The sequence below is a fragment of the Pseudomonas sp. NY5710 genome, assembly GCF_013305665.1.
GTDB lineage: Bacteria > Pseudomonadota > Gammaproteobacteria > Pseudomonadales > Pseudomonadaceae > Aquipseudomonas > Aquipseudomonas juntendi.
In genome coordinates, this window is record NZ_CP045554.1 from 4011914 (window position 1) to 4025352 (window position 13439).

Here is a 13439-nt window from a genome sequence, read left to right on the forward strand (position 1 = left end):
TTTCTGCGTTCATTTCTAATTTCTAAGCTGCCCGGAGGCAGTGAAGTTCGCGACAACCTGCGCAAGGTGCCGGCCGATGCTCCCATCGCCTTCATCAAGCCGCGCTGGAAGCCGCTGGTTATAACACCTGAAGGCCTCGACCGGCGTTTCTTTGAAATATGTGCACTGTCCGAGCTGAAGAACGCCCTGCGTTCCGGTGACATCTGGGTCAGGGGATCACGGCAGTTCCGAGACTTCGATGACTACCTGCTGCCGGCGGAGAAGTTCGCCGCGCTCAAGCGTGCGCAGGCCCTACCCCTGGCGATCAACCCGAACAGCGACCAGTACCTGGAAGAGCGCTTGCAGCTGCTGGACGAACAGTTGGCCACCGTCACCCGCCTGGCCAAGGACAACGAGCTGCCCGATGTCATCCTCACCGAGTCCGGGCTGAAGATCACCCCACTGGATTCCGCGGTGCCCAATACCGCGCAGGCGCTGATCGACCAGACCAGCCAGCTATTGCCGCGCATCAAGATCACCGAACTGCTGATGGACGTGGACGACTGGACGGGCTTCAGCCGCCACTTCACCCACATGAAGAACGGTGCCGAGGCCAAAGATCGGGCGCTGCTGCTGTCCGCGATTCTCGGTGATGCGATCAACCTCGGGCTAACCAAGATGTCCGAGTCGAGCCCCGGCCTGACCTACGCCAAGCTGTCCTGGCTGCAAGCCTGGCACATCCGCGACGAAACCTATTCGGCGGCCCTGGCCGAGCTGGTCAACCACCAGTACCGCCACGCCTTCGCCGCCCACTGGGGCGATGGGCGACACGGACAAGCCGGTGGACGGCGAGCTGCTGCAATACCTGTCGCCGCTGGGCTGGGAGCACATCAACCTGACCGGCGATTACGTTTGGCGGCAAAGCCGCAGGCTGGAAGACGGGAAGTTCAGGCCGCTACGGATGCCGGGGATGTAAGCCGGAACCCCAGAAATTTCCGTCACCCTAGTTGGGTGGGCTCAACACTCGTGTCACCAGCTACCTTCTGGAGAATCGAGCTCGGCCATCCCTCCCTGGACGGGCATCGCTCGACGATGTTCAACGGCTCCCTCACGGGGCCGTCGTTTTGTGGGGGCTATTCCATCCACAAGTCGTCGAGGTTCTTGAAGTTCCAGAGCGTCGGGTCTTCGGGGCCAGTGATACTGTCCTTGCAACTCGTGGCCGCCAGGTCGATGGTCTGCATCGGGATCGGCTCTCTCGAGCGTAGCGAGAAGAACACGCGAACCTTGGGAGTCAGCAGTGATTCCATTCCCGGCTCAACGACAACGGCCAGACGCTGAGAGGACAGGCGAACCAAGGAGCCGACGGGGTAGATGCCCACGGCCTTGACGAAGGCGTGGAAGATGCGTTTGTCGAAATGGCCCTCCCACTTGGCCATCTGCCGCATCGCCGCGGACGGGTCCCACGGCTTTTTGTAGGCTCGCTCCGACGTCACGGCATCATAGACGTCGCAGATTGCGCCCATGCGGGCCAGGAGTGAAATGGCGTCACCGGCCAAGCGATCCGGGTAGCCGGTTCCGTCGATCTTCTCGTGATGGTGCAGGGCAATGTCCACCACCCCGGGCTCGGCCCCGCCTGCGCGCAGCATCTTTGCGCCCTCCACAGGGTGGCGCTTCATGATGGCGAACTCGGCATCGGTGAGCTTGCCTGGTTTGTTAAGCACTTCCAGCGGCATCGCGGCCTTGCCTAGGTCGTGCATCAGTCCGCCGATGCCAGCCAGGCGCGTTTGCTCCTCGTCTAGATCGAGATGCCGGGCCAGCGATAGCATCAGGGCGCAGACGGCAACCGAGTGCAGGTAGGTGTAATCGTCGTGCGTTTTGATGCGTGCGACGCTGATGAGGGCATGAGGTTGGCGCAGCACCGAGGCAGCGATTTCTCCGACCAGCGGCAACGTCGTGCTTGGGTCGACGGCCTTGCCAAGCCGGGCTTCCTGGAACATGTCCATGACTTGGGACTTGGCCGCAAGACAGAGTTTCCGTGCATAACACATTTCGCTCTCCATTGAGGTTGCGCCGTCACTTTTCTTGCTTAGTGGACTAGACGGCAGAGATTGCTCCTCCGACAATTCTCTGGGCTCTGGGCTCTGGGCTCTGGGCTCTGGGCTCTGGGCTCTGGGCTCTGGGCTCTGGGCTCTGGGCTCTGGGCTCTGGGCTCTCTGGGCTCTCTGGGCTCTCTGGGCTCTCTGGGTCGACTTGGCTTTTGGCCAAGTCGACCCAGACCTCCCCGACGCCACATTCTCGAATGGCAGAGAGATCCTGAGGCTCGGTCAGCAGGAAGCTGCCGCGCCAGAATGGGTGTCGAACCCAAGAGCAGGCGAGCTTGTGGATGTACATGCCGAGACGAAGCTCGGATACGGGAATGCGTTTTACCAACTTATTTTTCTTTCTGAGTTGGGTGGTTAGGCGTGCGCCGAGGCTGGCACCCAGCGGTAGAGCGGAGGTAAGGTCACGCCAAGATTCTTGGATCAGCCGGAACCGCCGAAATTTCCGTCAGCCGATCAACATGGCTTTGTCTCGCGCTCGGTCGATGCGTTCCTGCATCGCCTGCATGACTTCTTCGTGGGTGTACGACTTGGCGTTGGGGTCGTCGGCCTCTCGGAGAGCTTCCTCGACCTCGCGGGTCATCCGCGCATATTCTTCCGGCCACAGCGCTTGCTCCATGCGCAGCGACGCCTGCCCAAGCAGGTGCAGCAGGCCGAACAGCCGCATGTCATTGGTGGCGACGACGTGCTCTCGAATCCGCTCCTGGATCACCTCGCAGGCCCGATGCGCCTCTGGCGTCGCCGTGCCCTCGTAGCCGGCTGGGAGTTCTGCTTCTTCAGCGATTCGCGCCCAAGCGATAGCCAGCGCCTCGATGGTGGACAGGTTCATTTGCTCATCCACTTGCGCAGCAGACGCTTTTTCAGGGAGGCGCGCTCTTGCGGATTGCGTCCCTTGTGGTTGGCAATGCGATCCGCCGTGGCGGCCTGGCGCTTGATGGGCCAGTAGGAGCGGCCATCCTTACCCATCGACCAGACGTTGCTGACCTGGTTTTCCAGTAGAGGCAGATGGGCGCATAGAGCTTCCGGCGACGCGCTGGCCAGCGCGGTGCGCTCGTGGGTTCGCCAGCGCTGATGCCAGAGTTTCTTGTCCTCGCGCTCGCTACGGCAGGTCGTGTGCCCAACGATGGGCGTTTTGCGGCGGCTGCGGCTCATGATGTGGTTGTCTCCAAGAACATTCAGGACAGGCTTTCTGGGTAGAGCGCCGTCAACCGGGACAGGGTTTCTTGCACTTGTTCCAGCGAGGTCATCAGATGATCAACCTGATCCTGAAGATCCACGGCGAGATCAAATAGCTCAGCCACTCGGCTGCGTGATCCCTCGTTGAACGCGGCCATTGCCAGTTGATGCAGCTTCAACAGGTCGGTGCGCAGTTGCGGAGGTGCGCCGTCTGCGCTGTCATTCAAATCGCCGCGCAGCACGTCCACGGCATCGACTGCACGCAGCAGTGCCGTGGTATCGAAATTCTCGGGAGTCAGTTCGTCCCATTCGTCGTCGGTGATGCGGGCTGCCATCAGGAGGGCTCCGATTAAGCGGTTGCGAGCGTTAGATGCCCGATCGGCTCGGCTGCTGGCCGTACCTTGATTTCGATGTCGTAGCCGAGGCGATTCAGACAATCCATCAGCTTGCGTTCGGATAGATTGGTGAAGTCGCCGCGCATCATGCCCGACACCTTCGGTTGCGGGATGCCCATGCGTTTGGCCGCCGCTTGTTGAGTCAGCCCAAGGGCGCGCATGGCCCTCCTGATCTCGACCACCAGGCCGGTCTTGATCTTGAGCTTTTCAGCGTCAGGCAGTCCAAGGTCGGCAAAGACGTTGCCCGAGCTGCGCTGAACCTCGACGCCTTCAATGATTCGTTTTTGCATTTCGTAGCTCCTGTGCCAATACCTCGGCCACCTTCAGCCGAGCGCGGATGATGTCCATGTCGGCCTTTGGCGTGGCGATTCCGCTCTTGCTCTTCTTCTGGAAGCAGTGCAGGACGAACACCGCTTCCGCAAACTTGACCGTGTATACCGCTCGATAGGTGCCGCCGGCATCGTCTTCGACGACCTCCAGCACGCCGGCACCACCGAACCCCTTGAGCACCTTTGCTGCGTCATCCTGATCGCCTATCTGCGCCAACGAGAGCGCGTAACCGAAACGGCGACGCACGTCGGACGGCAACGCCATCAAATCCTTGTGGCTGCTCGCGATCCATTCGAGCGGTTTTTCTTTGTTTGTCATGACGGAATTTTATACCTGTTCAGGTAATGATGTAAACGCGGCAACCTCAAGGAGGTGTCGTAAAACATTTGTTTTGCGACAGGCTGTCAGCCGCCGCTGTGCTTGTCATTTTCAGAAGACGACTGCACCAGACAACGCGGTTTGAAGGCTGTTGTGCAGTCGTCTATTGAACGAACAGTATCAGGAGTCCGCTGCACGAATGATGACCTCAAGCCGGTTCTGGTCGCGCTGGCGACCGATCAGCCCCTGGATGTGCGATACCGCGACCACGATCTTTCCGGCGATTGGGCGGGCTACCGCGAATGCCACATCAAGCCCGACCTGCTGCTGATCTACCGCAAGTCCGACGCCGACACCCTGCGACTGGCGCGGCTTGGCTCCCATAGCGAGCTGTTCGGCTGATGCCAGTCGCCTTGTCCGCCAAACGATCATTAGGCGGCCAAACCGGACGCCTGTCCGAAAACATCTTGCGCAACGGGATGACGGACAATAAGATAGGCGGACGGTATAACGGACAAATTGGCGGAAATGGCACTCATCGGCTATGCGCGGGTATCGACGGCGGAACAGGACACCGCCTTGCAGACGGATGCGCTGCGCAATGCAGGCTGCGAACGGGTTTTCGAGGACACGGCATCCGGGGCCAAGGCAGACCGGCCCGGCTTGGCCGATGCGCTGGCTTATCTGCGCGATGGCGATGTGCTGGTCGTCTGGCGGCTGGATCGGCTTGGCCGCTCCCTGCCGCACCTGATTGAGACGGTCGGCAAGCTGGAAGCACGGGGCGTCGGCTTCCGCTCGTTGACTGAAAACATCGACACCACCACGCCGGGCGGACGGCTCATCTTCCATGTGTTCGGTGCGCTGGGCCAGTTCGAGCGCGACCTGATCCGCGAGCGCACCAAGGCCGGGTTGACCGCTGCCGCCGCACGCGGGCGCAAAGGCGGACGCAAGCCGGTTGTCACTGCCGACAAGTTGCAACGAGCGCGGGAGCTTGTCGCCAACGGCTTGAATGTCCGCGAGGCCGCCGCACGCCTCAAGGTAGGAAAAACCGCTCTCTACGCTGCCTTGCAGGCGGCCAGTTCTGGCAGTGCAGCCGACTCCTGATATTTCGTGCAGTCGCCTTCTGAAAACGACACATAGGTCATGTAGTAACGGCCTTGGTCGTTGATCTTGCCCACACGCACACCCCAGGTGTCATCCTTGCCGATGATGCCGTCGGTGTTGAGGTTGTCGGTGTTGCGCTGCAACAGGCCGGACTTGCGAACCTTGTCGCTGGTCTGGCCGTAGGTGAGGCTGGCGAAGTTGTCGTCGGCAGCCTGGGCGGTGGTGATGCCAGCGGCGCAGACGGCCATGGCGGCAAGCAGGGTATTGAAGGTTTTCATGGCAGGTTACTCCAGTTGGGTGCGCTGTTTCGGTCTGGAAGCTAGAGTAAGCAGGACACCCTGAACCGCGACTGAACCCTGACTGAACCTCGGCTGAACGACTTGATTGCCGACCTAGGAGTAGTACCCATGCGTGTCCTGCTGGCTCTGACCCTGATGTGCAGCGCCGCCCTTGCCCAAGCGGCGGTACAAACCCGCGAAATTCCTTACCAGGATGCCGACGGCAACCGCCTGGTCGGCTACTACGCATACGACGACGCCGTCGAGGGCAAGCGCCCAGGCATTGTCGTGGTGCATGAATGGTGGGGGCTGAACGATTATGCCAAGCGCCGCGCCCGTGACCTGGCAGCGCTGGGCTACAACGCCCTGGCCATCGACATGTACGGCGATGGCAAGCACACCGAGCACCCGCAGGACGCCCAGGCGTTCATGGCGGCCGCCCTGAAAGACCCTGCCGCTGCGGCCAGGCGCTTCGATGCGGGCCTGGAGTTGCTGAAACTGCAACCGAACACCAACAAGCACCAGCTGGGCGCGGTCGGCTACTGCTTCGGCGGCAAGGTGGTGCTGGATGCTGCGCGCCGTGGCGAGAAGCTGGACGGCGTAGTGAGCTTCCATGGCGCACTGGCCACCCAGACCCCGGCCAAGCCGGGTGTGGTGCGCGCGGATATCCTGGTCGAGCATGGCGCGGCCGACAGCATGGTCACCCCGCAACAGGTAGAGGCATTCAAGGCCGAGATGGATGCGGCCAAGGTCAACTATCAGTTCGTCAGTATCGAAGGGGCAAAGCACGGGTTTACCAACCCGGACGCGGATCGCTTGAGCCATGGTGAGCATGGCGGGCCGGACATTGGCTACAACAAGGCGGCGGATGAGAGTTCCTGGGCGGACATGCAGGCGTTTTTCAAGAAGGTGTTCAAGTAAAGAACGCCGGGGCCGCCTTGCGGCCCATCGCAGGCAAGCCAGCTCCCACAGGGACCGCACAGGTCTTGAGGCCTGTCTTGAACCTGTGGGAGCTGGCTTGCCGGCGATTGGGCTGCGAAGCAGCCCCAACTATTGCACCTCCCACACCGCCGCCGCGGCTGGCACAATAGCCCCCATGAACACACTCCCCGCCTGCTGCGCCCCGCTCCAGCACCACTGGCCCCTGCCCCGCCCACTGCCCGGCGCGGTGCTGGTCAGCTGTGCCTTCGACCCCGCCCACCTGGCACCTGACGACTTCCAGCGCGCCGGCATCGTACCCAGCAGCAGCCTGCAGCGCTCAGTGGCCAAGCGCCAGGCCGAGTACCTGGCCGGTCGCGTATGCGCCCGCGCCGCCCTGCAGCGCCTGGACGGCCGCGACTACATACCCGGTACCCACGAAGACCGCTCGCCCATCTGGCCCGGCGGCATCCGTGGTTCGATCACCCACGGCAAAGGCTGGGCCGCCGCGGTGGTCGCCGCCGAGGGCAGCTGCCAGGGCCTGGGCCTGGATCAGGAAGCCCTGCTCGATGACGAACGCGCCGAGCGCTTGATGGGCGAAATTCTCACCCCGGCCGAGCTGGAGCGCCTGGACCGCGCTCAACTTGGGCTGACGGTCACCCTGACCTTCTCGCTGAAGGAAAGCCTGTTCAAGACCCTGTACCCTCTGACACGCCAGCGCTTCTACTTCGAGCACGCCGAAGTGCTCGACTGGTCTGGCGAAGGGCTGGCGCGCCTGCGCCTGCTCACCGACCTGTCGCCACAGTGGCGACGCGGGGCAGAGCTGCACGGCCAGTTCAGCCTGCAACACGGCCATCTGCTTAGCCTGGTAAGCGTCTGAGGCCTACAACGGTGCCTGCTGGCGCGGCCAGTTCAGGCTGAAGCAGGCGCCCCCCAACGCCGCACTGCGCCCCACCGTGGCTCGCCCGGCATGCCAGTAGATGATTCGCCGCACGATCGAAAGGCCCAGGCCGTGGCCGCCCGAGGCGCGGGTGCGGCTGTCGTCCAGGCGGGTGAACGGCGTGAAAATGCGGTCCCATACCCCCTCCGGGATCCCCGGGCCATCGTCTTCCACATCGATGCGGCAGCGTTGCTGCCCCAGCTGGTAGCTCAGGCGTACCTGCGACTCGGCGTGGCGCATGGCATTGCCAACCAGATTCTGCAGCGCCCGGTGCAGGTAGCGCGGCTCCGCCTCGACCCAGGCGCCGTCGGCATCGGCCCCCTGGCACTCACCCCGCTCGACGCGCACATCGGCACGCAGCGGCGCCAGCTCGTCGATCACCCGGTCGAGCAAGGCATCGAGGTCGATCCGCTGGAACTGCAAGGCCGGCGCGCCTTGCTCCAGCCGCGCGTAAGTGAGCATTTCGTCGACCAGCCTGTCGAGGTCCTGGATGTCGCCGTCCATGCCAGCCAAGTGCTTGGCGCGCGCCTGCTCGGTGCTGGCACTTTCGATCATCTCCAGGCCAAAGCGCAGGCGCGCCACCGGCGTGCGCAACTCGTGGGATACTGCGCGCACCAGCTCGCGCTGCATGGTCAGCGAACGCTGCAAGTGCTCGGCCATGCCATTGAATGCGGCGGCCAGGCGCCCTACCGAGTCGGTATCGCCAGCCGGTACGCGCGTGTCCAGACTGCCCTGGGCGATGCGTGTGGCGGCGACTTCCAGGCCCGACACGCGGCGCTCCAGGTGGCGGACCAGCAAGTAGACCACCAGACCGATCAGGCACAGGCCCAGAAACGCGATCAGGACCAGCAATTGCGGCGGATACGGGTTGAGCTGGTACAGCGGGCCGATCTCCAGCACCCAAGGCGAGCCGGTCAACCCGGCGAACACCCGGATCGAATCGCCATCCTTGCCCAGCGCCATCACCGTGTCGCCCTCCTCGACCCTGTGCCGCTGGTCATCGTCCAGACTGACGCGCTCGATCCGTTGCAATGCAACGCCAAAGCCGAAGCCTTTTTCCTGCGTCAACTGGGCCAGGCGCTGCTGTTGTTCGGTGACCGGGTAGCGCACCAGCTCATCGGCCAGCAGATAAAGTGTCGCGCGTGCCAGCTGCTCGCTGATCTGGTTGATCTGCGCCACCAGCATCAGGTCTTCCTGGCCAACCTTGCGCAGCACCTGTGCCGCATGCGGGCCGGTTTTTTCCACCACCACCAGGCCACGGGCCAGGCGCGCCCGCTGGCTGCCATCAAGCCGGCGTGCGCTCATCGGTTGCAGCGCCAGTGGCACGCCCAGCAGGCGCTCCCAGATCAACAGCGAGCGCTTGCGTTCGGTTGCGTTCTGTACCGCCAGGTTGTCCGCCATCAGGCTGAAGGTGCCTTGCGCCAGGCGCTCACGGTGCTGGGCGGCACGCACCTCGTTGACCAGGTGCAGGCTGAGCACGCCCAGCAGCGCCACCAGCACCAGCACCGCCAGCATGCCGCCATAGATGCGCAGGAATATCGAATTGTTCATGGCGCCTCGCCGACGAACAGGTAGCCCTTGCTGCGCAGGGTCTTGATCAGCCGCGGCTGCAGCGGGTCATCGCCGATCTTGGGGCGGATCCTGGAAATGCGGATGTCGATGGAACGGTCCTGGCCGTCGTAGCCAACACCACGCAGCGCAGTGAAGATCTGTTCACGGGTAAGCACCCGCCCGGCGTTGCTGGCCAGTAGCCATAGCAAGTCGAATTCGGCACCGGTCAGTTCGATCAGTTGCTCACCGAGGCGCGCCTCGCGCAGCCGGTTGTCGATGTGCAGCGCACCGAACGCCAGGTGCTGGCGCTTGCTGTCCAGGGCTTCGCTACGGCGCAGCAAGGCCTGGATGCGCGCCAACAGCAGGCGTGGGCGCACCGGTTTGCAGACATAGTCGTCGGCGCCCAGGTCCAGCCCGTGGATCTGGTCGAGTTCGTCGCTGCGTGCGGTGAGCATGAGGATCGGCCCAGGATACTGGTTGCGCGCCCGGCGGCAGATGCTCAAGCCGTCCTCGCCCGGCAGCATCAGGTCGAGGATGACCAGATCAGGTTGGCTGTCGACGATCCGACGCACGGCACGCGCGCCATCGCCCTCAACCGCGACCTCGAAGCCGTTGGCCTGCAGGTACTCGGCGGTCAGCTCGGCCAAGCGCGGGTCGTCCTCGACGATCAGAATGCGGGGTTGGGTCTGGTCCATGGCTTTGGCCTTTTTATTCTCTGGATCGCAATCTTGGCCTTTGAGCGTATGACTGTAGATCTTTGCTGTCCATGAAATCGAGCGGGGCCCGCGCGGTGCTTGTACCGGCCGGCAACAACCGCCTGCCGGCGTGTACCGAGGCGCTGGACTGAAGCGTTTTTTGTGGTAGGGTGCGCGCCCGCAAAAACTGCGACGGGGCGGCGAACGGCCGAAAAATACTGCAAACCACTTGGCACAAGGCCTACAGCGAATACTCACCTTTCACCCACAAAGTACCCACACGTTATCCACAGACGCTCGCCTTGCAAACACCCCAATACCGCATTATCTTGTATCCCGATCGCAGCGAACCACTAGATATAGGGGTTCGTGCAAAATCACACACAAAAGTCAACCCGCTAGATCAAACGATCTTCGGGGTGGAACTTCAAGTGATTTCAGCAGCCAAACCGCTCCTGCGGAGGCGACCGAGGCAAGCCCATCCAGGGCCTTGTTCGGGCATGGGTGTTGCAGGCCAGCCTGGCACCCATCAGCAACAGTTTTTGGGCCCAGCCCAAAACCTTTGACTTCGGCCAGGGAGCGGCAAGCCATTGCCCCTTATTCCTGAGTCTGTCCCGAAGTCGGTACGCCCGCGCGGGCGGGTGCGCATGCAGTGCGCATCCCCGTGAGGTTATCGAGCAAGTGGACGGAACGGTGGGCGCTCAAAAGGCGCCTGTACAATATAGAAACTGTGGAGACACCCACCCATGCAAACCGACACAACTCGCGAGAACCCGCAGGCCAAGGTGCCGCAGGCCGCCGATTCCCAGCAGGATCTGGCTGCTACCGCCCCTGGCCAACTGCGCGTGATCAAGCGTAACGGCACTGTCGTCCCGTATACCGACGACAAGATCACCGTTGCCATCACCAAGGCGTTCCTCGCAGTTGAAGGCGGCACCGCCGCCGCCTCGTCGCGCATCCACGACACCGTCGCGCGCCTGACCGAGCAGGTTACCGCCACGTTCAAGCGTCGCATGCCATCGGGTGGCACCATCCACATCGAAGAAATCCAGGACCAGGTCGAGCTGGCCCTGATGCGCGCTGGCGAGCAGAAAGTCGCCCGCGACTACGTGATCTACCGCGACCAGCGTGCCAAGGAGCGTGCGACCCGCGCCAACAACGACGCCGTGGTCGAGCCGCACCCGAGCATCCGCATTACCCTGGCCGACGGCAGCCTGGCACCACTGGACATGGCCCGCCTGAACACCATCATCAGCGAAGCCTGCGAAGGCCTGGCCGAAGTCGATGGCGACCTGATCCAGCGCGAAACCCTGAAGAACCTCTACGACGGCGTAGCCATCAAGGACGTCAACACCGCCCTGGTCATGACTGCCCGTACCCTGGTAGAGCGCGAGCCGAACTACTCGTTCGTCACTGCACGCCTGCTGATGGACACCCTGCGCGCCGAAGGCCTGGGCTTCCTGAACGTCGCCGAAAGCGCCACCCACCACGAAATGGCCGACCTGTACGCCAAGGCGCTGCCGGCCTATGTCGAGAAAGGCGTCGAATTCGAGCTGCTGGACCCTGCCCTGAAAGGCTACGACCTGGAGCGTCTGGGCAAGGCCATCAACCACGAGCGCGACCAGCAGTTCACCTACCTGGGCCTGCAGACCCTGTACGACCGCTACTTCATCCACAAGGATGGCGTGCGCTTCGAGCTGCCACAGGTGTTCTTCATGCGTGTGGCCATGGGCCTGGCGCTGGAAGAGAAAGACAAGGAAGCCCGTGCGATCGAGTTCTATAACCTGTTGTCGTCGTTCGACTATATGGCCTCGACCCCGACCCTGTTCAACGCCGGTACCCTGCGCCCGCAGCTGTCCAGCTGCTACCTGACCACCGTGCCGGACGACCTGTCGGGCATCTACCACGCGATCCACGACAACGCCATGCTGTCGAAATTCGCCGGTGGCCTGGGCAACGACTGGACCCCGGTCCGTGCACTGGGCTCGTACATCAAGGGCACCAATGGCAAGTCCCAGGGCGTCGTGCCGTTCCTGAAAGTGGTCAACGACACGGCCGTTGCCGTAAACCAGGGTGGCAAGCGCAAAGGCGCCGTGTGTGCGTACCTGGAAACCTGGCACCTGGACATCGAAGAATTCATCGAGCTGCGCAAGAACACCGGTGATGACCGCCGTCGTACCCACGACATGAACACCGCCAACTGGATCCCTGACCTGTTCATGAAGCGCGTCTTCGATGACGGCAAGTGGACCCTGTTCTCGCCATCGGAAGTGCCCGACCTGCACGACCTGACCGGCAAGGCCTTCGAAGAGCGCTACGAGTACTACGAAGCCCTGACCGAGTACAACAAGATCAAGGTGTTCAAGACCATCCAGGCCAAAGACCTGTGGCGCAAGATGCTGTCGATGCTGTTCGAGACCGGCCACCCATGGCTGACCTTCAAGGACCCGTGCAACCTGCGTTCGCCGCAGCAACACGTGGGCGTGGTCCACAGCTCGAACCTGTGCACCGAGATCACCCTGAACACCAACAAGGACGAGATCGCGGTCTGCAACCTGGGCTCGATCAACCTGCCGAACCACATCAATGATGGCAAGCTGGACACCGCCAAGCTGCAACGCACCGTGAACACCGCCGTGCGCATGCTCGACAACGTGATCGACATCAACTACTACTCGGTGCCGCAAGCGCGTAACTCGAACTTCAAGCACCGCCCGGTCGGCCTGGGCATCATGGGCTTCCAGGATGCGCTGTACCTGCAGCACATCCCATACGGCTCCGACGCCGCCGTCGAGTTCGCCGATAAGTCGATGGAGGCGGTCAGCTACTTCGCCATCCAAGCTTCGTGCGACCTGGCCGACGAGCGTGGCGCCTACGAGACCTTCCAGGGCTCGCTATGGTCCAAGGGCATCCTGCCACTGGACTCGCAACAGATCCTGATCGAGGCGCGTGGTGCCAAGTACATCGACGTCAACCTGGAAGAGTCGCTGGACTGGGCCCCGGTGCGCGAGCGCGTTAAAAAAGGTATTCGCAACTCGAACATCATGGCCATCGCGCCAACTGCAACCATCGCCAACATCACCGGCGTGTCGCAGTCGATCGAGCCGACCTACCAGAACCTGTACGTGAAATCCAACCTGTCGGGCGAATTCACCGTGATCAACCCGTACCTGGTTCGCGACCTGAAAGCCCGCGGCCTGTGGGACTCGGTCATGATCAACGACCTGAAGTACTACGACGGTTCGGTGCAGCAGATCGAGCGTATTCCGCAAGAGCTCAAAGACCTGTACGCCACGGCGTTCGAAGTCGAAACCAAGTGGATTGTCGATGCTGCCTCGCGTCGTCAGAAGTGGATCGACCAAGCGCAATCGCTGAACCTGTACATTGCCGGCGCCTCGGGCAAGAAACTGGACGTGACCTACCGCATGGCCTGGTACCGTGGCCTGAAAACCACCTACTACCTCCGTGCCCTGGCCGCGACCAGCACCGAGAAGTCGACCATCAACACCGGCAAGCTCAACGCCGTTTCCAGCGGTGGCGACAGCGCCCCGGTCCAGGCAGCAGGCCCAGCGCCAGTGCCGAAGGCCTGCGCGATCGACGAGCCCGACTGCGAAGCCTGCCAGTAAGGCCTGAATGCCGCACGGGGTGCCCTTGGG

At 62.6% G+C, this 13439-nt stretch carries 14 protein-coding genes and 2 pseudogenes; 6 read left to right on the forward strand and 10 right to left on the reverse strand.

Annotation, left to right across the window (positions count from 1 at the left end; translation table 11 throughout):
* Positions 1-51: 51 nt before the first annotated feature.
* Positions 52-828 (forward strand): annotated as a pseudogene (locus tag GEV39_RS18535) (Tn3 family transposase); the annotation flags it as partial.
* Positions 829-1112: 284 nt separating this feature from the next.
* Here GEV39_RS18535 and GEV39_RS18540 read toward each other — a convergent pair.
* The 7 genes from GEV39_RS18540 to GEV39_RS18570 form a co-directional block, all read right to left on the reverse strand.
* Positions 1113-1982: an HD-GYP domain-containing protein gene (locus tag GEV39_RS18540; RefSeq protein WP_223198360.1), complete on the reverse strand. Its 870-nt coding sequence runs from the start codon at positions 1980-1982 to the stop codon at positions 1113-1115.
* 91 nt (positions 1983-2073) lie between these two features.
* Complete coding sequence (locus GEV39_RS18545) at positions 2074-2370, reverse strand: DUF3391 domain-containing protein (RefSeq protein ID WP_249414369.1); 297 nt, start codon at positions 2368-2370, stop codon at positions 2074-2076.
* A gap of 156 nt (positions 2371-2526) precedes the next feature.
* Entirely contained in the window at positions 2527-2907 is a 381-nt protein-coding gene (locus GEV39_RS18550) for a hypothetical protein (RefSeq protein WP_001054412.1), read from the reverse strand.
* A complete protein-coding gene (locus tag GEV39_RS18555; RefSeq protein ID WP_000091614.1) occupies positions 2904-3230 on the reverse strand; it encodes a hypothetical protein in 327 nt (108 codons plus the stop codon). The genes GEV39_RS18550 and GEV39_RS18555 overlap by 4 nt, the downstream gene beginning before the upstream one ends.
* Positions 3231-3253: 23 nt before the next feature.
* Positions 3254-3589 (reverse strand): hypothetical protein, encoded by a 336-nt coding sequence (locus tag GEV39_RS18560; protein ID WP_000741275.1) that lies wholly within the window; start codon positions 3587-3589, stop codon positions 3254-3256.
* 14 nt (positions 3590-3603) lie between these two features.
* Positions 3604-3939, reverse strand: coding sequence for a helix-turn-helix domain-containing protein (locus GEV39_RS18565; protein WP_001172026.1), 336 nt, complete (start codon positions 3937-3939; stop codon positions 3604-3606).
* Complete coding sequence (locus GEV39_RS18570; RefSeq protein WP_003151133.1) at positions 3920-4297, reverse strand: type II toxin-antitoxin system RelE/ParE family toxin; 378 nt, start codon at positions 4295-4297, stop codon at positions 3920-3922. The genes GEV39_RS18565 and GEV39_RS18570 overlap by 20 nt, the downstream gene beginning before the upstream one ends.
* Positions 4298-4399: 102 nt before the next feature.
* On the opposite strand from GEV39_RS18570, the gene GEV39_RS18575 reads away from it, so the two are divergent.
* Positions 4400-4699, forward strand: coding sequence for a type II toxin-antitoxin system YafQ family toxin (locus GEV39_RS18575; RefSeq protein WP_196240184.1), 300 nt, complete (start codon positions 4400-4402; stop codon positions 4697-4699).
* Between the two features lie 126 nt (positions 4700-4825).
* Positions 4826-5401 (forward strand): recombinase family protein, encoded by a 576-nt coding sequence (locus GEV39_RS18580; RefSeq protein ID WP_001173919.1) that lies wholly within the window; start codon positions 4826-4828, stop codon positions 5399-5401.
* 20 nt (positions 5402-5421) lie between these two features.
* On the opposite strand, the pseudogene GEV39_RS18585 reads toward GEV39_RS18580, so the two are convergent.
* Positions 5422-5679, reverse strand: a pseudogene (locus GEV39_RS18585) (hypothetical protein); the annotation flags it as partial.
* Positions 5680-5808: 129 nt separating this feature from the next.
* On the opposite strand from GEV39_RS18585, the gene GEV39_RS18590 reads away from it, so the two are divergent.
* Entirely contained in the window at positions 5809-6600 is a 792-nt protein-coding gene (locus GEV39_RS18590) for a dienelactone hydrolase family protein (protein WP_173890780.1), read from the forward strand.
* 175 nt (positions 6601-6775) lie between these two features.
* Positions 6776-7477 (forward strand): 4'-phosphopantetheinyl transferase family protein, encoded by a 702-nt coding sequence (locus tag GEV39_RS18595; protein WP_173890781.1) that lies wholly within the window; start codon positions 6776-6778, stop codon positions 7475-7477.
* 3 nt (positions 7478-7480) lie between these two features.
* On the opposite strand, the gene GEV39_RS18600 is transcribed toward GEV39_RS18595, so the two are convergent.
* Positions 7481-9088 carry an ATP-binding protein gene (locus GEV39_RS18600; protein ID WP_173890782.1) on the reverse strand — a complete coding sequence of 536 codons (1608 nt, stop codon included), beginning with the start codon at positions 9086-9088 and terminating at the stop codon, positions 7481-7483.
* On the reverse strand, positions 9085-9783 hold the full coding sequence (locus tag GEV39_RS18605; protein ID WP_173890783.1) for a response regulator: 699 nt from the start codon (positions 9781-9783) through the stop codon (positions 9085-9087). The genes GEV39_RS18600 and GEV39_RS18605 overlap by 4 nt, the downstream gene beginning before the upstream one ends.
* 746 nt (positions 9784-10529) lie before the next feature.
* On the opposite strand from GEV39_RS18605, the gene GEV39_RS18610 reads away from it, so the two are divergent.
* The gene (locus GEV39_RS18610; protein ID WP_173890784.1) at positions 10530-13409 is read left to right on the forward strand and encodes a ribonucleoside-diphosphate reductase subunit alpha; all 2880 of its coding nucleotides are present in this window, start codon (positions 10530-10532) and stop codon (positions 13407-13409) included.
* The last annotated feature ends 30 nt before the right edge of the window (positions 13410-13439 follow it).